This is a genomic window from Pseudodesulfovibrio tunisiensis (genome assembly GCF_022809775.1).
GTDB classification, from domain to species: domain Bacteria; phylum Desulfobacterota; class Desulfovibrionia; order Desulfovibrionales; family Desulfovibrionaceae; genus Pseudodesulfovibrio; species Pseudodesulfovibrio tunisiensis.
This window is the reverse complement of sequence record NZ_CP094380.1, coordinates 3,094,907-3,117,123: the sequence shown is the minus strand read 5'-3', so window position 1 is coordinate 3,117,123 and position 22,217 is coordinate 3,094,907. Positions and strand designations below refer to the sequence as shown.

The 22,217-nt window shown below is 60.8% G+C and carries 7 protein-coding genes; 4 read left to right on the top strand and 3 right to left on the bottom strand.

The window, feature by feature from the left end; translation table 11 throughout:
• Positions 1–106: 106 nt before the first annotated feature.
• Complete coding sequence (locus MPN23_RS14870; RefSeq protein WP_279388675.1) at positions 107–14,467, bottom strand: cadherin-like domain-containing protein; 14,361 nt, start codon at positions 14,465–14,467, stop codon at positions 107–109.
• 434 nt (positions 14,468–14,901) lie between these two features.
• Between MPN23_RS14870 and MPN23_RS14865 the strand changes: the two genes are divergently transcribed.
• Positions 14,902–16,242, top strand: a complete 1,341-nt coding sequence (locus MPN23_RS14865; RefSeq protein ID WP_243544988.1) for a tetratricopeptide repeat protein — start codon at positions 14,902–14,904, stop codon at positions 16,240–16,242.
• Positions 16,243–16,285: 43 nt separating this feature from the next.
• The gene (locus MPN23_RS14860) at positions 16,286–17,629 is read left to right on the top strand and encodes a tetratricopeptide repeat protein (RefSeq protein WP_243544987.1); all 1,344 of its coding nucleotides are present in this window, start codon (positions 16,286–16,288) and stop codon (positions 17,627–17,629) included.
• Positions 17,630–17,638: 9 nt separating this feature from the next.
• Here MPN23_RS14860 and MPN23_RS17110 read toward each other — a convergent pair whose 3' ends face one another.
• Complete coding sequence (locus tag MPN23_RS17110) at positions 17,639–17,995, bottom strand: rhodanese-related (seleno)protein (protein WP_341540116.1); 357 nt, start codon at positions 17,993–17,995, stop codon at positions 17,639–17,641.
• A gap of 173 nt (positions 17,996–18,168) precedes the next feature.
• Between MPN23_RS17110 and phrB the strand changes: the two genes are divergently transcribed.
• Complete coding sequence (gene phrB / locus MPN23_RS14850; RefSeq protein WP_243544985.1) at positions 18,169–19,533, top strand: deoxyribodipyrimidine photo-lyase; 1,365 nt, start codon at positions 18,169–18,171, stop codon at positions 19,531–19,533.
• A gap of 84 nt (positions 19,534–19,617) precedes the next feature.
• Here the strand turns inward: phrB and MPN23_RS14845 are convergent, their stop codons facing one another.
• Positions 19,618–20,385, bottom strand: coding sequence for an exodeoxyribonuclease III (locus tag MPN23_RS14845; protein ID WP_243544984.1), 768 nt, complete (start codon positions 20,383–20,385; stop codon positions 19,618–19,620).
• A gap of 282 nt (positions 20,386–20,667) precedes the next feature.
• Here MPN23_RS14845 and MPN23_RS14840 point away from each other — a divergent pair, with 282 nt between their 5' ends.
• Complete coding sequence (locus MPN23_RS14840) at positions 20,668–21,864, top strand: BaiN/RdsA family NAD(P)/FAD-dependent oxidoreductase (RefSeq protein WP_243544983.1); 1,197 nt, start codon at positions 20,668–20,670, stop codon at positions 21,862–21,864.
• Positions 21,865–22,217: the final 353 nt, after the last annotated feature.

The following is a 22,217-nucleotide window of genomic DNA, read 5'->3' as shown; positions in this document are numbered from 1 at the left end:
CAGAGTTCGCTTTGGTTCAGGTTCGCACTTGTTGAGACTAGATATAGCTTTCTTTCTTTTCAGACAAGCCCCGCCTCTGCCACGAAGCGGGGCTTGCGCAATTCGTTTATTCCACACTCTTGCCATGATCGATCATGGCCTGAAGAATCCTGTCCGGTTCGGAATCGGCCAGAGACAGGGACATGTCGGGCATGGGCGTTGCTGTCGCGGCTCCATCGTGGAAAACCACACCGCCGTCATCCGAGGAAAGCATTTCCTCGAACCGCAGCGCCTCGCTGTCGTCGCCATCGATCTTGTCCAGTTGATCGAATTTATTCTCACTCTTGACGCCCTTGAGGTAAACGGTTCCTTCAACCCCCTTGAAATGGACTTCCACACTGCTGCCATGGTCCTTCACGTACGAGACTTCAAGGTCCCCGAAATCCAAGGTGTCGTCAGACTTGTCGAAATCCATGACGTAATTGCGGTTGCCGTCCGCCAGCGCCTGTCTGGTGAAGCCGAAGGTATCATCGCCCGAGCCGCCATACAGGATATCGCGTCCCTGTCCGGCAATGAGCAGATCGTCGCCGCCATCACCATACATGGTGTCGTTGCCAGCGCCTCCGTACAGAAAGTCGTTGCCATCGGCCTGGCAATCATGATCGCGGCAGTACTCATCGTCATCATCATCATCGTCATCGTCGTGATGCCAGCCGGATCCCAGACCAAGGCCACCATGCATCACGTCATTGCCGGTCCCGCCATACATCACGTCGTCGCCGCGACCGCCGTCCATGACATCGTTGCCAGCGCCGCCGTCCATGGCATCGTCACCGTCGCTCACGCCGTGACCATGCTGCCAACCATAGCCGTCATCGTCATCCCAATCGTCATCATCGCCGTGACGCCATCCGTAAGCGCCGTAGCCGCCGCCCTGCATGGTGTCGTTGCCATCGCCACCATGCATGGTGTCGTTGCCGCCTTCGCCGTACATGCGGTCATGCCCGGCTCCGCCGTCCATGAAATCCGCGGAATCCCCGGTGCCGACCCATTCGTGCCCCTGACGGTATTCGCCATCATTGCGATCATCATCGTGGTCATCGTGGTCATCGTCCCGAAGATGCTGATTGCCGTAGCGAAAACCGTCGAAACCGCCGCCGTACATCACATCATTGCCGTCCTCGCCGAACATGGAATCCTCGCCATGCCCGCCGTACATCAGATCGGCCTCGGTCCCACCGTGCATGGTGTCGTTGTCGCGACCACCGTACATGGTGTCACTTCCGGAGCCGCCGAGCAGGATATCCTCTCCACGCTCGCCGTAAAGCAGGTCGGCCCCGCCATTGCCACGCAGATAATCGTTACCCTCATGTTCGACAAAGGAGTTCCACTGGTAATCGCCATACAGGATATCCGACCCTTCGCCACCGTGCAGAAAGTCGTCGCCCTCCTCGCCGAACAGCTTGTCACCGGCTCCGCTGCCTGCATAGATGGCATCGTCTCCGGCTCCTCCATGCAGATTGTCGCCAACCTCGCGGTAGGGAAGGCTCGCTCCCTGATCAATGCTGTCACGCTGAGACCCCATGATCAGATCATCGCCTTCCGTTCCGAAAAGATTGTTGCCCCAGCCACCCCGAGGATCATGAATTTCCGCATCAAAATCGCGATAGACCTTGATTTCGTCGAGCAGCACGCCGTAGCTGTCGTTGCCGCTCGCCTGCTCCGCGAATTCCAGTGTGGCGTGATCCGCATTCGGCATCATGGTCATGCGCACTTCAGCCCAGCCATCCGCGCCCTCGAACGCGCTCGCCGGATAGAACTGGGAGGCTCTGTCGCCATCGGCAAAGGAAAGCTCGAAACCGTTTCGATCGGCATTCCACGTCATGGAGGCAACGGTTTCGCCGCCGAGGCGGATGTCGAAGTTGCTGGTTGCGGGATCAAGCCCGGGTCTGGGCGCGAAGGCAAAGGTCATGGTCACTTCCTGACCGGCCTGCACCGCGATGTCCTGAGCAATGGAATCAATGCCGTTCTGGTTGTCCAGCTCGATGAACTGCTCCCCGGCATAGGGATTCTTGTTCATGCCGCTGCCCCAGACTTCCATGTTGCCGGACGGATTGTCCCAGTGCTCCACATTGCCCGTGTGCACTGAACCGCCGCTTGGCTGGTGCGCATACTCGAAACCGGGGTTGAGCACGATCTGGGTGGTTCCGGCAGGCGGTCCGCTCTGTTCGATGGTGAAGTCGAAACGCTGGGTCTCTGTCTCGCCTCCGTCCCCGTCGCTGACTTTGAAATCGAAGGAATCCGAGGCAGCACTGCCGCCATCGTGCTCATAGGTCACGCGGCCGCTGTTCACATCTTCCTGAGTAAAGGTGCTGCCCGCGCCCAAAGCCTGCCCATTCAGGAAGAGCGTGCCGTGATCCGGCAAATCCTCCACCGTATACGTCAGGGTATCGCTATCCGGGTCGGTTGCCTGCATATCCTGATTCGTGAAGGTATGCGTGGCGCCGTCATCCATGGTTTCACCCATGTCGCCGCCCATGGTGGGCGCGTCGTTCACCGGATCGACCGTGATCTTTGCGGTCGCATCGGTCGTGGTCGTACCGTCGCTCACCTCGTAGCTGAGCTGCACGTCACCGTTGAAATCCTGACCCGGGGTAAAGGTCCACGTGCCGTCGGCATTGGCCTCCAGCTTACCGTCATCGGCAGTCAGGTTCTGGACCGACAGGGTGTCGCCGTCCACATCCCCGGAACCGGCCAGAAGATCGGCTGCGGTGATGATGACGGAATGATCCTCGGCCACCGACACAGTCGGGGTGCCGACCGTGGGCGCATCGTTCACCGGATCGACCGTGATCTTTGCGGTCGCATCGGTCGTGGTCGTGCCATCGCTCACCTCGTAGCGGAGCTGCACATCGCCGTTGAAATCCTGACCCGGGGTAAAGGTCCACGTGCCGTCGGCATTGGCCTCCAGCTTACCGTCATCGGCAGTCAGGTTCTGGACCGACAGTGTGTCGCCGTCCACATCCCCGGAACCGGCCAGAAGCTCGGCTGCGGTGATGATGACGGAATGATCCTCGGCCACCGACACAGTCGGGGTGCCGACCGTGGGCGCATCGTTCACCGGATCGACCGTGATCTTTGCGGTCGCATCGGTCGTGGTCGTGCCGTCGCTCACCTCGTAACTGAGCTGCACATCGCCGTTGAAATCCTGACCCGGGGTAAAGGTCCACGTGCCGTCGGCATTGGCCTCCAGCTTACCGTCATCGGCAGTCAGGTTCTGGACCGACAGGGTGTCGCCGTCCACATCCCCGGAACCGGCCAGAAGCTCGGCTGCGGTGATGGTGATGGAATGGTCCTCGTCCACAGCGAAAGTCGGGGCGCCGACCGTGGGCGCGTCGTTCACCGGATTGACATGGATCACCGACGTGGACGGAGCACTATCCTCGTGCCCGTCATTAACGACAACGGTGATGGTCCGATCGGCATTGCCCGGCGTGTCGGAATCATTGAAGAATCCGATGTGGCCCAAAGCCTGTTCCATGACATCCGGAGTCACGCCGCCCTCGGCGGTCAGCACAACGGTCATGGACCCGTCGGAATTTTCCACGATGTTCGCGGAAACACCGAGAGTCTGAAGCGCTGCGGCATCGTCCACGCCCAGCGAATCCCCGGCATGCGCCTTGGTCAGGGTAAGCGTGGCGCTCATGATGTTGTCGCCGTCCACATCCGAAATGTTCAGATCGTCGTTCCAGACCATGACCGGTTCGCCCTGCTCCGTGTAGGTTCCCAAATCCACGGAATCCACCTTGCGTATGGTCAGGACGACGTCATCAAAGCTCTTGTCCCATTGCGGCAAATCCTCAAACTTAACTGTCAGCGAGCCGTCTTCATTGTAGACACGCTGAACAGGAGAAAAACCGTGGGCATTGGCTTCCGCGTCCTCGAAATGGACATTTTCCGTCACAGGCGTGCCATCCACTGCAAGCGAATACTTTCCGTCTGCCCCCACTTCAATGGAGACCTGAGAATCCTCGGTAAACGAATGATTGTTGCTGCCGTTCGAAATGACAAAGAACCTGATGTTTTCCTCGCCGCCGAAAGTATGCAGCAAGTCGCCATTCCTCGCATCATCGCTACTCAAAAGAATCAGCTCACCCGTGGGCTGCCCAGCGTCATCAACCTGATACACGCCAACAACATTGTCGAATCCTCCCTGATCCGAGTCGAAAAAGATTCCCTGCCCGGAAATCTCGGGCCTGTCATTCGTACCTGCGATGGTCACCTCGACGGATTGTTCGGTACCGTCCGCAGTGCGAACGGTAAACCTTTCGGTCAGGCTCTGGCCCACACCGAGCTGCTGGATCGCGGCCTGCCCGTTATCCGCCGTGTAAGTCCAGAAGCCATTGGCATCGACGGAAAAACTTCCATACGTTCCATTCTGGGTTTCCTGCTGAAAGAGCGCGGAGGAATCCACGTCCTCGGCATCCAGATCGCCGCTCACGGTCAGGACATTGCCAGCCGCCACATCCGTGTCTTCCCTGACGCCGCCGGACACATCCCCGTCGATCACGGCGGGATCGTCCACCGGAGTAATCGAAATGTCGCCGGTCACGTCAACGGATTCCTCGCCGTCACTCACCGTAAAGGAGACATCCGCCTCGCCGTGGTAATCCGCATTCGGCGTGAACGTGTACGTGCCATCCTGATTGTCCACGATGGTCCCGTTCTCGGCGGTGAAGCCCGTGATGGACAGATCGTCGCCATCAGCATCCGCAACCTTGGCCAGAATGTCTTCCTTGCTGAAAACAATGGAATTGTCTTCGGCTATGGTCTGATCCAGCCCGCCAGTCACAACAGGCGCATGGTTCACATGTTCGACATTGACCGTGGCCGAGGCATCGGTGGTCACTGTACCGTCGCTCACCTCGTAGCTGAGTGAAACTTCGCCTTCGAATCCCGGGTCCGGGGTGAACGTCCACATGCCGTCGCCGTTGTTCACCAGCGTGCCGCCATCGGCCTGCAGGTTGAGTACGGACAGGTCGTCCAGATCGACATCATCGGCATTGGCAAGCAACTGGGCCTCGGAGATGGTGATGGCAACGTCTTCATCCGTGGCAAAGGTCAGGGCGTCGCCCACGGTAGGAGCGTCGTTCACGGGCGCAACATTTATGGTCACCGTGGCGGTATCGGTTCCGCCATGGCCGTCGGACACTTCATAGGTAAAGGAAGCCTGCCCGTTGAAATCCGCCTCTGGCGTAAACACGATCTGCCCATCCACCAGAGCCACGGAGCCATGCACGGCATTGGCAACGCCGACAATGGTCAGGGCATTGCTTTCCGCATCCGTATCATTCTCCAGCAAGGTTGCCGGATCAATGGTAATGGCTTCATCTTCGAGATAGGTCCCGGTCACCTGCTCCACGGTTTCGCCGGAAACCGAACGCAGCAGGAAATCGGAATTGTTGCCGTTCAGCAATGCGCCATCGTCAAGCGGCATGAGCGCGACCTTGGCAATGGGAACCCCGAATCCGCCCAGATCAACCGATGCCAGCCCATTCGGAGTTCCGGGAACATCCACATATCCCAGCAGATTGCCGGCGGCATCAAAGGCCGCCACCCGCGCCAGTTCGATATGTCCCCAATCATAGGGACCGGAATCATCTCCCGGCTGGCTCCAATCCTCATGCCCGTCGAACAAGGCCGAAATCTCCAAAGTCACGGAATGCATGGGTACGTCAAAGGACACGGTCAACACTTCAGTCGCGGTTTCATCGGAACCATCAATGGTATCGATCTCGCCGCCGTCGATGTCATCGTCCGCGTTCACGCCGAATCCGGAATAACGGTACCGCGAGCCATCATGCCGGAAGGACACATCCTTTGTTCCAAGCGAAGTGTCGGTCCAGGAATCCGGATCAAGCCCGTCCCCCACATGCGCTTCCACTGTCACACCCTGCCGACCCCAGGCATCAACCGTAGCCGAAACATCCATATCGGAATCCACGGTATCCACATCAATGGTCCGGCTCGGCGCAGTTTCCACCGTGCCAAGAGTGTCATCATGCGCAGTGGGCGCGTCATTCACCGGGCTCACCGTGATGCCCGCAGTGGTGCCGGTCGTGGTCGTGCCGTCGCTCACGTCGTAGCTGAGCTGCACGCTGCCGTTGAAATCCTGATCCGGCGTGAAGGTCCACGTGCCGTTGCCATTGTCCACCAAGGTGCCGTCATTGGCGGTCAGGTTCTGCACGGACAGGGTGTCGCCGTCCACATCCCCGGAACCCGCCAGAAGCTCGGCCTCGGTGATCAGGATGGAATTGTCCTCCAACACCGTGAAACTCGGAGTGCCGACTGTGGGCGCATCGTTCACCGGGCTCACCGTGATGCCCGCAGTGGTGCCGGTCGTGGTCGTGCCGTCGCTCACGTCGTAGCTGAGCTGCACGTCCCCGTTGAAATCCTGATCCGGCGTAAACGTCCACGTGCCGTTGCCATTGTCCACCAAGGTGCCGTCATTGGCGGTCAGGTTCTGCACGGACAGGCTGTCGCCATCCACATCCCCGGAACCCGCCAGAAGCTGGGCCTCGGTGATCAGAATGGAGTTGTCCTCCAACACCGTGAAACTCGGAGTGCCAACAGTGGGCGCATCGTTCACCGGGCTCACCGTGATGCCCGCAGTGGTGCCGGTCGTGGTCGTGCCGTCGCTCACGTCATAGCTGAGCTGCACGCTGCCGTTGAAATCCTGATCCGGGGTGAAGGTCCACGTGCCGTTGCCATTGTCCACCAAGGTGCCGTCATTGGCGGTCAGGTTCTGCACGGACAGGCTGTCGCCGTCCACATCCCCGGAACCCGCCAGAAGCTGGGCCTCGGTGATCAGGATGGAATTGTCCTCCAGCACCGTGAAACTCGGAGTGCCAACAGTGGGCGCATCGTTCACCGGGCTCACCGTGATGCCAGCGGTCGTGCCGGTCGAGGTGGTGCCATCGCTCACGTCATAGCTGAGCTGCACGTCGCCGTTGAAATCCTGATCCGGCGTGAAGGTCCACGTGCCGTTGCCATTGTCCACCAAGGTGCCGTCATCGGCGGTCAGATTCTGCACGGACAGGCTGTCGCCATCCACATCCCCGGAACCCGCCAGAAGCTCGGCCTCGGTGATCAGGATGGAATTGTCCTCCAGCACCGTGAAACTCGGAGTGCCGACAGTGGGCGCATCGTTCACCGGGCTCACCGTGATGCCAGCGGTCGTGCCGGTCGAGGTGGTGCCATCGCTCACGTCATAGCTGAGCTGCACGCTGCCGTTGAAATCCTGATCCGGCGTGAACGTCCACGTGCCGTCGTTGTTGTCCACCAAGGTGCCGTCATCAGCGGTCAGGTTCTGCACGGACAGGCTGTCGCCATCCACATCCCCGGAACCCGCCAGAAGCTCGGCCTCGGTGATGGTGATGGAGTTGTCCTCCAGCACCGTGAAACTCGGAGTGCCGACTGTGGGCGCATCGTTCACCGGGCTCACCGTGATGCCAGCGGTCGTGCCGGTCGAGGTGGTGCCATCGCTCACGTCATAGCTGAGCTGCACGCTGCCGTTGAAATCCTGATCCGGCGTGAACGTCCATGTGCCGTCGTGGTTGTCCACCAAGGTGCCGTCATCAGCGGTCAGGTTCTGCACGGACAGGCTGTCGCCATCCACATCCCCGGAACCCGCCAGAAGCTGGGCCTCGGTGATCAGGATGGAATTGTCCTCCAGCACCGTGAAACTCGGAGTGCCAACAGTGGGCGCATCGTTCACCGGGCTCACCGTGATGCCCGCAGTGGTGCCGGTCGTGGTCGTGCCGTCGCTCACGTCATAGCTGAGCTGCACGTCGCCGTTGAAATCCTGATCCGGCGTGAAGGTCCACGTGCCGTTGCCATTGTCCACCAAGGTGCCGTCATCGGCGGTCAGATTCTGCACGGACAGGGTGTCGCCGTCCACATCCCCGGAACCCGCCAGAAGCTCGGCCTCGGTGATCAGGATGGAATTGTCCTCCAGCACCGTGAAACTCGGAGTGCCGACTGTGGGCGCATCGTTCACCGGGCTCACCGTGATGCCCGCAGTGGTGCCGGTCGTGGTCGTGCCGTCGCTCACGTCATAGCTGAGCTGCACGCTGCCGTTGAAATCCTGATCCGGCGTGAAGGTCCACGTGCCGTTGCCATTGTCCACCAAGGTGCCGTCATCGGCGGTCAGGTTCTGCACGGACAGGGTGTCGCCGTCCACATCCCCGGAACCCGCCAGAAGCTCGGCCTCGGTGATCAGGATGGAATTGTCCTCCAGCACCGTGAAACTCGGAGTGCCGACTGTGGGCGCATCGTTCACCGGGCTCACCGTGATGCCCGCAGTGGTGCCGGTCGTGGTCGTGCCGTCGCTCACGTCATAGCTGAGCTGCACGTCGCCGTTGAAATCCTGATCCGGCGTGAAGGTCCACGTGCCGTTGCCATTGTCCACCAAGGTGCCGTCATCGGCGGTCAGATTCTGCACGGACAGGGTGTCGCCGTCCACATCCCCGGAACCCGCCAGAAGCTCGGCCTCGGTGATCAGGATGGAATTGTCCTCCAGCACCGTGAAACTCGGAGTGCCGACTGTGGGCGCATCGTTCACCGGGCTCACCGTGATGCCCGCAGTGGTGCCGGTCGTGGTCGTGCCGTCGCTCACGTCATAGCTGAGCTGCACGCTGCCGTTGAAATCCTGATCCGGCGTGAAGGTCCACGTGCCGTTGCCATTGTCCACCAAGGTGCCGTCATTGGCGGTCAGGTTCTGCACGGACAGGCTGTCGCCATCCACATCCCCGGAACCCGCCAGAAGCTCGGCCTCGGTGATCAGGATGGAATTGTCCTCCAGCACCGTGAAACTCGGAGTGCCAACAGTGGGCGCATCGTTCACCGGGCTCACCGTGATGCCCGCAGTGGTGCCGGTCGTGGTCGTGCCGTCGCTCACGTCATAGCTGAGCTGCACGTCGCCGTTGAAATCCTGATCCGGCGTGAAGGTCCACGTGCCGTTGCCATTGTCCACCAAGGTGCCGTCATCGGCGGTCAGATTCTGCACGGACAGGGTGTCGCCGTCCACATCCCCGGAACCCGCCAGAAGCTCGGCCTCGGTGATCAGGATGGAATTGTCCTCCAGCACCGTGAAACTCGGAGTGCCGACTGTGGGCGCATCGTTCACCGGGCTCACCGTGATGCCCGCAGTGGTGCCGGTCGTGGTCGTGCCGTCGCTCACGTCATAGCTGAGCTGCACGCTGCCGTTGAAATCCTGATCCGGCGTGAAGGTCCACGTGCCGTTGCCATTGTCCACCAAGGTGCCGTCATCGGCGGTCAGGTTCTGCACGGACAGGGTGTCGCCGTCCACATCCCCGGAACCCGCCAGAAGCTCGGCCTCGGTGATCAGGATGGAATTGTCCTCCAGCACCGTGAAACTCGGAGTGCCGACTGTGGGCGCATCGTTCACCGGGCTCACCGTGATGCCCGCAGTGGTGCCGGTCGTGGTCGTGCCGTCGCTCACGTCATAGCTGAGCTGCACGCTGCCGTTGAAATCCTGATCCGGCGTGAACGTCCACGTGCCGTCGTTGTTGTCCACCAAGGTGCCGTCATCAGCGGTCAGATTCTGCACGGACAAGGTGTCGCCATCCACATCCCCGGAACCCGCCAGAAGCTGGGCCTCGGTGATCAGGATGGAATTGTCCTCCAGCACCGTGAAGGCCAGAGTGCCGACTGTGGGCGCATCGTTCACCGGGCTCACCGTGATGCCTGCGGTGGTGCCGGTCGTGGTCGTGCCGTCGCTCACGTCGTAGCTGAGCTGCACGCTGCCGTTGAAATCCTGATCCGGCGTAAACGTCCACGTGCCGTTGCCATTGTCCACCAAGGTGCCGTCATTGGCGGTCAGGTTCTGCACGGACAGGCTGTCGCCGTCCACATCCCCGGAACCCGCCAGAAGCTCGGCCTCGGTGATCAGGATGGAATTGTCCTCCAGCACCGTAAAGGCCGGAGTGCCGACCGTGGGCGCATCGTTCACCGGGCTCACCGTGATGCCCGCAGTGGTGCCGGTCGTGGTCGTGCCGTCGCTCACGTCATAGCTGAGCTGCACGCTGCCGTTGAAATCCTGATCCGGGGTGAAGGTCCACGTGCCGTTGCCATTGTCCACCAAGGTGCCGTCATTGGCGGTCAGGTTCTGCACGGACAGGCTGTCGCCGTCCACATCCCCGGAACCCGCCAGAAGCTGGGCCTCGGTGATCAGGATGGAATTGTCCTCCAGCACCGTGAAACTCGGAGTGCCAACAGTGGGCGCATCGTTCACCGGGCTCACCGTGATGCCCGCAGTGGTGCCGGTCGTGGTCGTGCCGTCGCTCACGTCATAGCTGAGCTGCACGTCGCCGTTGAAATCCTGATCCGGCGTGAACGTCCATGTGCCGTCGTGGTTGTCCACCAAGGTGCCGTCATCAGCGGTCAGGTTCTGCACGGACAGGCTGTCGCCATCCACATCCCCGGAACCCGCCAGAAGCTGGGCCTCGGTGATCAGGATGGAATTGTCCTCCAGCACCGTGAAACTCGGAGTGCCAACAGTGGGCGCATCGTTCACCGGGCTCACCGTGATGCCTGCGGTGGTGCCGGTCGTGGTCGTGCCGTCGCTCACGTCATAGCTGAGCTGCACGCTGCCGTTGAAATCCTGATCCGGCGTGAAGGTCCACGTGCCGTTGCCATTGTCCACCAAGGTGCCGTCATTGGCGGTCAGGTTCTGCACGGACAGGCTGTCGCCATCCACATCCCCGGAACCCGCCAGAAGCTCGGCCTCGGTGATCAGGATGGAATTGTCCTCCAGCACCGTGAAACTCGGAGTGCCGACAGTGGGCGCATCGTTCACCGGGCTCACCGTGATGCCAGCGGTCGTGCCGGTCGAGGTGGTGCCATCGCTCACGTCATAGCTGAGCTGCACGCTGCCGTTGAAATCCTGATCCGGCGTGAACGTCCACGTGCCGTCGTTGTTGTCCACCAAGGTGCCGTCATCAGCGGTCAGGTTCTGCACGGACAGGCTGTCGCCATCCACATCCCCGGAACCCGCCAGAAGCTCGGCCTCGGTGATGGTGATGGAGTTGTCCTCCAGCACCGTGAAACTCGGAGTGCCGACTGTGGGCGCATCGTTCACCGGGCTCACCGTGATGCCAGCGGTCGTGCCGGTCGAGGTGGTGCCATCGCTCACGTCATAGCTGAGCTGCACGCTGCCGTTGAAATCCTGATCCGGCGTGAACGTCCATGTGCCGTCGTGGTTGTCCACCAAGGTGCCGTCATCAGCGGTCAGGTTCTGCACGGACAGGCTGTCGCCATCCACATCCCCGGAACCCGCCAGAAGCTGGGCCTCGGTGATCAGGATGGAATTGTCCTCCAGCACCGTGAAACTCGGAGTGCCAACAGTGGGCGCATCGTTCACCGGGCTCACCGTGATGCCCGCAGTGGTGCCGGTCGTGGTCGTGCCGTCGCTCACGTCATAGCTGAGCTGCACGTCGCCGTTGAAATCCTGATCCGGCGTGAAGGTCCACGTGCCGTTGCCATTGTCCACCAAGGTGCCGTCATCGGCGGTCAGATTCTGCACGGACAGGGTGTCGCCGTCCACATCCCCGGAACCCGCCAGAAGCTCGGCCTCGGTGATCAGGATGGAATTGTCCTCCAGCACCGTGAAACTCGGAGTGCCGACTGTGGGCGCATCGTTCACCGGGCTCACCGTGATGCCCGCAGTGGTGCCGGTCGTGGTCGTGCCGTCGCTCACGTCATAGCTGAGCTGCACGCTGCCGTTGAAATCCTGATCCGGCGTGAAGGTCCACGTGCCGTTGCCATTGTCCACCAAGGTGCCGTCATCGGCGGTCAGGTTCTGCACGGACAGGGTGTCGCCGTCCACATCCCCGGAACCCGCCAGAAGCTCGGCCTCGGTGATCAGGATGGAATTGTCCTCCAGCACCGTGAAACTCGGAGTGCCGACTGTGGGCGCATCGTTCACCGGGCTCACCGTGATGCCTGCGGTGGTGCCGGTCGTGGTCGTGCCGTCGCTCACGTCGTAGCTGAGCTGCACGCTGCCGTTGAAATCCTGATCCGGCGTAAACGTCCACGTGCCGTCGTTGTTGTCCACCAAGGTGCCGTCATTGGCGGTCAGATTCTGCACGGACAGGGTGTCGCCATCCACATCCCCGGAACCCGCCAGAAGCTCGGCCTCGGTGATCAGGATGGAATTGTCCTCCAGCACCGTGAAACTCGGAGTGCCGACTGTGGGCGCATCGTTCACCGGGCTCACCGTGATGCCTGCGGTGGTGCCGGTCGTGGTCGTGCCGTCGCTCACGTCATAGCTGAGCTGCACGCTGCCGTTGAAATCCTGATCCGGCGTGAAGGTCCACGTGCCGTCGTTGTTGTCCACCAAGGTGCCGTCATTGGCGGTCAGGTTCTGCACGGACAGGCTGTCGCCATCCACATCCCCGGAACCCGCCAGAAGCTCGGCCTCGGTGATCAGGATGGAATTGTCCTCCAGCACCGTGAAACTCGGAGTGCCGACTGTGGGCGCATCGTTCACCGGGCTCACCGTGATGCCCGCAGTGGTGCCGGTCGTGGTCGTGCCGTCGCTCACGTCATAGCTGAGCTGCACGCTGCCGTTGAAATCCTGATCCGGCGTGAAGGTCCACGTGCCGTTGCCATTGTCCACCAAGGTGCCGTCATCGGCGGTCAGGTTCTGCACGGACAGGGTGTCGCCGTCCACATCCCCGGAACCCGCCAGAAGCTCGGCCTCGGTGATCAGGATGGAATTGTCCTCCAGCACCGTGAAACTCGGAGTGCCGACTGTGGGCGCATCGTTCACCGGGCTCACCGTGATGCCCGCAGTGGTGCCGGTCGTGGTCGTGCCGTCGCTCACGTCATAGCTGAGCTGCACGCTGCCGTTGAAATCCTGATCCGGCGTGAACGTCCACGTGCCGTCGTTGTTGTCCACCAAGGTGCCGTCATCAGCGGTCAGATTCTGCACGGACAAGGTGTCGCCATCCACATCCCCGGAACCCGCCAGAAGCTGGGCCTCGGTGATCAGGATGGAATTGTCCTCCAGCACCGTGAAGGCCAGAGTGCCGACTGTGGGCGCATCGTTCACCGGGCTCACCGTGATGCCTGCGGTGGTGCCGGTCGTGGTCGTGCCGTCGCTCACGTCGTAGCTGAGCTGCACGCTGCCGTTGAAATCCTGATCCGGCGTAAACGTCCACGTGCCGTCGTTGTTGTCCACCAAGGTGCCGTCATTGGCGGTCAGATTCTGCACGGACAAGGTGTCGCCATCCACATCCCCGGAACCCGCCAGAAGCTGGGCCTCGGTGATCAGGATGGAATTGTCCTCCAGCACCGTGAAACTCGGAGTGCCGACTGTGGGCGCATCGTTCACCGGGCTCACCGTGATGCCTGCGGTGGTGCCGGTCGTGGTCGTGCCGTCGCTCACGTCATAGCTGAGCTGCACGCTGCCGTTGAAATCCTGATCCGGCGTGAAGGTCCACGTGCCGTCGTTGTTGTCCACCAAGGTGCCGTCATTGGCGGTCAGGTTCTGCACGGACAGGCTGTCGCCGTCCACATCCCCGGAACCCGCCAGAAGCTCGGCCTCGGTGATCAGGATGGAATTGTCCTCCAGCACCGTAAAGGCCGGAGTGCCGACCGTGGGCGCATCGTTCACGGACGAGACCGAAATTTCCCCCCCCACGTCCACGCTGACAAGGCCGTCGGTCACGGTGGCGGTGATATCCACGCTGCCGTTGAAATCCGGGTCGGGAGTGTAGGTCCACGTGCCGTCGCCGTTGTTCACCAGAGTGCCGGCGGAGACCTGCACGCCGGTCACGCTCAGCGGGTCCCCGTCCGCGTCCGTGACCAGTGACAGGATGTCGGCTTCGGAAAAGGTGGTGGACGTGTCTTCAAGCCCGGACAGGTTCAGCGAACCGTTCACCTGCGGAGCGCGGTTCGGCTGCTCGGTATCGTATCGGGCTGCAAAAAGATCCGTATCAACAACCCCTTCGCCCGGGGTGCCGTTGCTGCGTCCCAAGTCGCCCTGACCGCCAAGGGAATTCTGACCGTCCGCAAGGGAGCCGGGATCGTCGGAATAGGCTCCGGCACCGCTGCCGCCGCTGCCGCCTCCGGCTGCGGTTTCCATTTCCGGCTCGGCATCGTCCGCAAGGCTCATGAGCAGCACGTCTCCGGCCACTTCCATGCCGTCGGCCATCCGGATGACGGGCAGCTCGCCCTGTTCGGCAAGCAGCAGATAGTCCTCGAAAACGACCTTGCCCCCATTCTCAAGAGTGATTTCCAGATCGTTCCCATTGCGGGAAAAAACGGCCTCGTCCGTGCTGAATGTGAAACGAACGAGAGATTCGGCACCCACCCGATAGGTGGTCACGGCATTGGCTGCCGGAGCCGAAATCGTCAACGTCTGGGGAGAATTTCCTGAAATATCGGTCGTATTGGGGACCATACAAGCCTCCTGAGGCAAAAATTGACCGCCAGTCAGTCACGGACTGCACGGAGTTCTGTACAGTCTATAGATATCATCCAAAGGCAAGTCAATGCATAATAATTCCATGAAACACGGCAAGTTATCCTGTGGACAACAGGATGCATAAAAAAGCTGCATCCCTAGACACTTCTCATCTTTCACTGTGCCTTGAAAAACATGATTACATGGAATCCACAAAAATTGTACACATATGTTTTGTGGAAAACTTTTTTTTCGCGGAGACTTTTCCACCTAGGAGAAATTCCTGGATCGATCGTGCTCAATTCCCGGGCGGGCATGAAGACTCGGTGACTTGGAAGCGAAATAATATACTTCCGACACCGTGCGAAACATGCGAACATGCAGCGAAGAAATCGCAACAACAGCCGCAAGGCGGCGAGTATGGAGCCAGAATGCCCGACAAGAAATATGATGCCATAGTCTATGATTTTTTCGAAAAGGAAGGCGGCACCCTGGTGCTTGTCACGCAGGATCTGCTTTTTCGAAAAATGCTGCAGTCCACCATCCAGAAAACCCTGAGCATCAAAAGCGACAGCCTGTCCGCCTTCGAGAACGTGCAGCCGGCACTCAAGCGGATCAAGGACTGCACGTCAAAAAACATCCCCATCATCATGGTCATCGAGCGGCTGCTTTCCGACCGCCCCACCACGGACACCATCATCACCCTGAAGAAACTGCTGCCCGAAACCAAAGTCATTGTGCTGGTGGGCGAGACCCGACGCGAAAACATCGCATATTTCTACGAAATCGGCGTGAACAACGTCATTTCCAAACCCGCGTCCGTGAACAACATCATCGAAAAGCTGGCCTTCACCATCAAGCCGCAGGGCAAGCTCTCGGAACTCATGCACAAGGGCAAGCAGCTTCTGGCCGAAGGCAAGCTCAAGGAAGTGCTGGGCATTGCCCAGTCCATCCTGAAGATCAAGCCCAACAGCCCTGCCGGACTCATGCTTCAGGGCGATGTGTTTCTGGAGGCGGGGCACTCGGACAAGGCCATTGCCAGTTATCTCAAGGCCCATGAAAGCTCGCGCCTCTATCTTGAGCCCCTCAAGAAGCTTGCCAATGTCTACAAGGACATTGATGAGGACAAGTATCTCGAATACATGAAAAGACTTGACAGGCTCAGTCCCCTGAACACGGAACGCAAGACCGACATCGGTGCAGTGCACCTCAAGCGCAACGACGTGGGCACGGCCGAAAAGTATTTCGATCAGGCCATCGAGACCGCGACCCGGGAAGCCATGAGCATGGTCGGTTCGGTTGCGGAACGCATTTCCGAGACCGTGTCCAGGGTCTCCCCGCGCATGAGCGAAAAATACCTTGCCCAGGTCATCGAATCCAAGGGCGCGAACCTGACCAAGGACGATCTGGTGCTCTTCAACAAGCTGGGAATCGCGTTGCGCGGTCAGGGCAAATGGCGCGAAGCCATCGAGAATTACACCCGGGCGCTCAAGATTTCCCCGAACGACGAGGGCCTGCACTACAACATGGGCATGGCCTACTATGACGGCGGAGAGAAACGCATGGCGCTCAAGTGCTTCGAGGAGGCGCTCAAGCACAATCCGGCCCTGCACAAGGACAGCGAGGTCGCATCCGTGAACATCGGCGCCCTGTATGTGGAACTGCGCCACTACGAGGATGCGCTTCCCTTCTTTGAAAACGCCCTGCGCCTGAATCCGAACAATGCCACAGCCAAGCGCAGGCTGGATACCATCAGGAAGGCACTGGCCTGACGCAAGGCGACAGGAAACAACTCCGGCACAATGGAGCCCGGACATGGCGGACAGGCACCAGAGACTGTTGTGGGATTTTCTGGAAAACAGACAGGGCACACTGGTCTGCGTCTCGGATGATGCGACCTTTGCCCGGTCCCTGCGCAACATCGTCACCCACATTCTGGGCATTCGGCGGGAATGCCAGTTCACCTATCAGTCTCCACAGGCCGCGCTGGAGCGCATCCGGCAGCTTGCCGCGGAATCCGTTCCCTGCGTGGCTCTGGTGGAACGCATGTTCGGCGCGTCCACAAGCACCGGGTTCGTGCAACGGCTGGGCCGGGAGCATCCGGAAACATGCGTGGTGCTTCTGACATGGGAAGCCAGAAGCGATGCCGTGGCCTATCTGTTCGAGCTGGGCGTGGACAACGTGATCTGCAAGCCCGCGTCAGCAGACCGCATCATCGAACAGTTGGCCCAGTGCATATCTCCGCCCGGCGAACTCAAGTCGCACATGGAACGATGCCGCAGACTCATTGATACCGACAACCCGGACGAAGCGCTGGAAGTCACGGACCGCATCCTGATGCTCAAGCCGGACAGTGCACGCGGACTGTGTCTGCGCGCGGACGCGCTCCTTGCCATGGGCGAGACCGACAAGGCAGCCCGCGCCTACATCGATGCCCACGAAAACAATCCCCTGTACCTCAGGCCGCTCAAGAAACTGGCCGGGATATTCAAGGACATGGACGATGACAAGGCGCTGACCTACCTCAAGGAACTGGACGCCATCTCGCCGCTCAACCCGGACCGCAAGCTGGAGATAGCCGAGGTGCATCTGCGCCGGGACGAGCCGGAGCAGGCCGAGGAATACCTTGACCAGAGTGTGGAAATGGCCACCCGCGAGAACGCGGACATGCTCGGCGAGGTGGCGGAACGCATCGCGGACATCGTGGCGGGCGAGGCCCCGGCTCTGGCGGAAAAATACCTGAACAACGTGATCCGGGCCAAGCGCGGCCAGAGCGTGGACGACCTGATCCTGTACAACAGGCTGGGCATCGTGCTGCGCAGTCAGGGCAAATGGCGAGAGGCCGTGGACGTGTACCGCAAGGCCCTGCGCATCAGCCCGAAGGACGCGGTTCTGCACTACAATCTGGGCCTTGCCCTGCACGAGGGCGGAGAACGCATGCGCGCCCTGGAATGCTTCGAGAAGACGCTGGAAATCGATCCCGACTTCCACAAGGAGCATGACGTGGTGGCCTTCAACATGGGCTCCCTGTATCTGGACCTGCGCATGTACGAGGACGCGCTTCCCTTTCTGGAGCATGCCGTGGAACTGGCCCCGGACAATGCCGCGGCCTCGCACAAGCTGAAACAGGTCCGCGCCGTGCTTGAAAAATACCGGTAACGTGCCTGCCTATTCCCGAGGCTGGGTCGGCAGCCTTCTCTTCTCCCATTCCTCCCATCCGCCCTTCAGGACCTTCACGTTGGTCAGCCCCATGCGCATGAGCCGCAGCGCCACCCGGACGCTGGTGTACTCATTGTGTCAGGCGCAGTAGAGAATGATCTCCCGGTCCCTGTCCAAATCCCGCCCCCAGTCCCGGGCCTTGGCCGGATCGCGACGGATCGCCCCGCGAATCATGGCATCGCCGGAGTTCCAGTCGCGCAGGGCCCGCACATCGATGATGGTCACGTCCGGGGAATCGAGCAGTGCTGCGGTCTCCTCCGGAGAGATGCGCGCCACCTCCTCCTGAGCCGGGGCCAGCAGCGGCATGAGCAGAGCCAGAAACAGCAGGCCGGACACCAGATATTTCGCCTTCATCAGAAAACTCCTTTTTCAAAGAAACGCGTTTTCCCCCAAGATACGCGGATCGTGCCGACAGCGAATGATAAATGTTTCCCTGCCCGGATGATGCCATCCGAGCCGAGGCATGCTAGGCTCCCGGCATGACGAAAACACGATCCATACTACTCAGGGACGGGACCGGGGAATCCGGGCCTGTTGTCTACTGGATGCACCGGGAGCACCGCGCCCGGGACAACTGGGGGCTGTTGCGCGCCCAGCGCATGGCGCTGAAGCGACTGGTGCCCGTATGCGTGGTCTACGGCCTTTCCCCGGCATTTCTGGAGGCCGGTCCCCGCCAGTTCCGATTTCTGGTTCGCGGTCTGGAAGAGACCGCCAAGACGTTGGAAGACAACAACATTCCGTTCCTGCTCCGATTGGACTCGCCGGACAGGGCCGTGCCCGAACTCTGCCGCGAACTGCGCGCCTCGGCCGTGGTCACGGATTTCGATCCCCTGCGCCTCAAACGCGACTGGGTCGCCAGCGTGCTGCGGGACGTTCCGGTCCCGGTGTGGGAAACCGATTCCCGCAATCTGGTGCCGTGCCGCGCAGCCTCGGACAAGCGGGAATACATGGCCCGTACCATCCGCCCCAAAATCCACCGCAACCTGCCCGACTTTCTCGTGGAACCGCCCGGTCTGGTACGTCATCCCTTCCCCCTGGAATCCCGCCCCGCTTCGGCCACATGGGAGCAGGCGCTGGAACATGCCGCCAATCTGTCCGGAATTGATCGCGACATACCGTTCGAACCGGGCGAGGACGCGGCCCGCAGTCGGCTCGACACCTTCATCGCCACACGCCTGAACCGATATGGCAAGGGGCGCAACGTGCCCACGGACCCGGTTGTGTCCGGCCTGTCCCCGTACCTGCATTTCGGCCAGATATCCTCGTTGCGCGCAGCGCTGGAAGTCATGCAGTCCGGCGCTGACCAGCAGTCCGTGGATGCATTCATCGAGGAAATGATCGTGCGCCGGGAGCTGGCGGACAACTTCTGCCTGCATTCCCCGGACTACGACTCCGTGACGTGCTTTCCCCAGTGGGCGCAGGACTCGCTGGACGCACATCGGGACGATCCACGACCACACCTCTACTCGCTGGAGGAATTCGAACGCGGCATGACCCATGATCCGCTGTGGAACGCAGCCCAGACCGAAATGGTCCGCACCGGATACATGCACGGCTACATGCGCATGTACTGGGCCAAGAAGATTCTGGAGTGGACCGAATCACCGGAACAGGCCATGCAATTCGCCATTCTGCTCAACGACCGCTATCAGCTCGACGGCCGGGATTCCAACGGCTACACCGGCATAGCCTGGTCCATCGGCGGTGTGCACGACCGGGCATGGAAGGAACGTCCGGTGTTCGGCAAGATCCGGTTCATGAGCTACAACGGCGCGAAATCCAAGTTCAGGATTCAGCAGTACATCGACGCACAGATGCAGCCCGGACTCATGAACGGCTTCTGACAGGGCCTCTCCGCCCCCTGACAGAAAACGCCCCCCAGCAACAGAATCGCAGGGGGGCGTCTTGCCTTGGCGAATGAAATTCCGCTACACGTCCAGTTCTATGCCGATGGGACAATGATCCGAACCCATGACATCGGGCTCGATCCATGCGCGCGTCACCCTGTCACGCAGTTCCTCGGACACGAAAAAGTAGTCGATGCGCCACCCCGCGTTGTTCTTGCGCGCGTTGAAGCGGTAGGACCACCATGAATAGTGATGCGGCCCGGGTTCGAACATGCGGAAGGAATCCACGTATCCATGGCTGATGAACGTGTCGATCCACGCGCGTTCCTCGGGCAGGAACCCGGAGCGTTCCGCATTGGACCTGGGGTTCTTGAGATCGATTTCGGTATGCGCGGTGTTGAAATCCCCGCCAACAACCACGGGCTTGGTCTTGCGCAATTCCTCAGCATAAGCCAGAAAATCGTCATAGAAGCCCATCTTGAAAGCAAGCCGCTCATCCGACATCTGGCCGTTGGGAAAATAGATGTTCAGAAGATGGAACGCCTCGTATTCCATGCGGATGACGCGCCCCTCGCCCTGATATGCTTCACCGGGCAGACCGTAGTCCACGGCCAGAGGCTGCACGCGGGCAAAGGCGCTGGTGCCGGAATATCCCTTCTTTCCCTTGGACCAGTTCCAGTAGCGAAAGGGATAGGCTTCCGGCTCGCGGTCCGCCTCGGGAATCTGTTCCGGCTCGGCCTTGGTTTCCTGCAGCATGATCACGTCGCCGCCGCAGGCTGCCAGCCACTCGCGAAAGTTCTTCTTGATTACGGCGCGGTAGCCGTTCACGTTCCAGGAATAGATGATCATTGCGTCTCCGGACGAATATGAAAAAGGGGAACGCGCCACACCCGGCGGGTTCCCCGAAAATTCCTGCCGGCAACCCGGCAATCAGCCGACTAGTCCTCGTTGGGCGTGCTGATCTTCACCATCACCAGCGCGGCGATGGTCATTCCCAGGCCCAGAAAAAACCAGAAAAAACCTTCCATAGCGCTTTCCTCCTCCGCTAATTCTCGCGTTTGGTTTCAAGCACATAGCAGAAACCGTATCGGAAGGGAAGACGCAGCCGCGCAAAACCGACGCTTCCACACAATGCTTGCACCCTGTCCGCCCGCAGCCTACAACCGGGCCATGCCAATCTTCGACGTAGCCATTCTCGGGGCCGGAGCCTCCGGCCTGTACTGCGCCATCCACGCGGCCCGGCGCGGCCTGCGCATCGTGGTGCTCGACCACGCGCCCAAAACCGCACGCAAGGTTCGCGTGTCCGGCGGCGGCCGCTGCAACTTCACCAACCTCGCCACCGGGCCGGACAATTTCCTGTGCGCCAATCCGCACTTCGTGAAATCCGCACTCGCCCGGCACACGCCGTGGGATGTGGTCTCCTTTTTCGCGGAGCACGGCCTGTCATACGAGGAAAAGGCCGCAGGCCAGCTTTTCTGCACCGAAGGAGCAGGCAAGATCGCCGGAACCCTCACGGATCAGGCGCACAAGGCCGGGGCGGACATTCGCCTGAACACAAGGATCACCGATCTGAATCCGGGCGAGCCCTTTTCCGTGTCCGGCATCCGGGCGCACAAGGTCGTCATGGCCCTTGGCGGCCCATCATGGCCCGCCATCGGCGCAACCCGCCTTGCCCTTGATCTGGCAAAAGCCCTGAATCTGGATGTGATCACGCCCCGCCCGGCACTGGTTCCCCTGCTCCTGTCCGGGACGGACGCCTCCCTGTGCCGTTCCCTTGCCGGAACCGCGCTGCCCGCTTCCGTCACCTGCAACGGCAACACCTTCACCGACGACCTGCTCTTCACGCACAAGGGCATTTCCGGTCCGGCCGTGCTTCAGGCGTCCTCGTACTGGCAACCGGGCCAATCCGTGGTCGTGAATCTGCTCCCGACGCAGGACATGGAAGCCGTGCTGACCGAAGCCCATGCGTCCAAGACCCTGCTGCGCAATTTTCTGGCAACCATTCTGCCCAAGCGGCTGGCCCCGGCCCTGCTGCCGCCCGATCTCGCGGACATGCCCGTGAACCAGCTTTCCACCGCGCACAGCAAACGCATCGCCGCGCTGATCCACCACTGGGAGTTCGTGCCCGCACGCACCGAAGGCTATGCCAAGGCCGAAGTCACGGCAGGCGGCATCAACACCGATCAATTCTCGTCCAAGACATTCGAATGCAAAAGCATCCCGGGCCTGTACGCCATCGGCGAATGTCTCGACGTGACCGGGCACCTCGGCGGACACAATCTGCAATGGGCCTGGAGTTCGGCATGGGCCTGCGCACAGGCCTTGTAGGAAGAGGCCTTCGGCGACCCTCCCGGGGGGCGGGGCTCTGCCCGGACCCGCCAAGGAGCAAGGCCCCTTGGATCCCCATTCCGTCCTGAGAATTGGAAAAGGCCCGATGAATGCTCTGCCGAGACATTCATCGGGCCTTTTCCAATTCTCAGGACAGGGAGGCTTCAAAAAAATGGCTTTTCCTTTTTGCCAGTTTCCCCCGAGTTGTATTCTTCGAGAGCAGAATCTTCCGCTTTTCCGCCTCTCCCTACGCCGCCATACGAGCTGGACAGGCTCGCCCATCCTTCACAGGCGGCGGAGCGCCAAAAAGCTTTGGGAAATTCTCAAGAACCTTTTCCCGAAAAGGTTCTTGA

Excerpts from the sequence above, each read along its gene's own strand:
- MPN23_RS14870 (WP_279388675.1), bottom strand. The coding sequence starts at position 14,467 with ATGGTCCCCAATACGACCGATATTTCAGGAAATTCTCCCCAGACGTTG.
- MPN23_RS14865 (WP_243544988.1), top strand. The coding sequence starts at position 14,902 with ATGCCCGACAAGAAATATGATGCCATAGTCTATGATTTTTTCGAAAAG.
- MPN23_RS14860 (WP_243544987.1), top strand. The coding sequence starts at position 16,286 with ATGGCGGACAGGCACCAGAGACTGTTGTGGGATTTTCTGGAAAACAGA.
- phrB (WP_243544985.1), top strand. The coding sequence starts at position 18,169 with ATGACGAAAACACGATCCATACTACTCAGGGACGGGACCGGGGAATCC.
- MPN23_RS14845 (WP_243544984.1), bottom strand. The coding sequence starts at position 20,385 with ATGATCATCTATTCCTGGAACGTGAACGGCTACCGCGCCGTAATCAAG.
- MPN23_RS14840 (WP_243544983.1), top strand. The coding sequence starts at position 20,668 with ATGCTTGCACCCTGTCCGCCCGCAGCCTACAACCGGGCCATGCCAATC.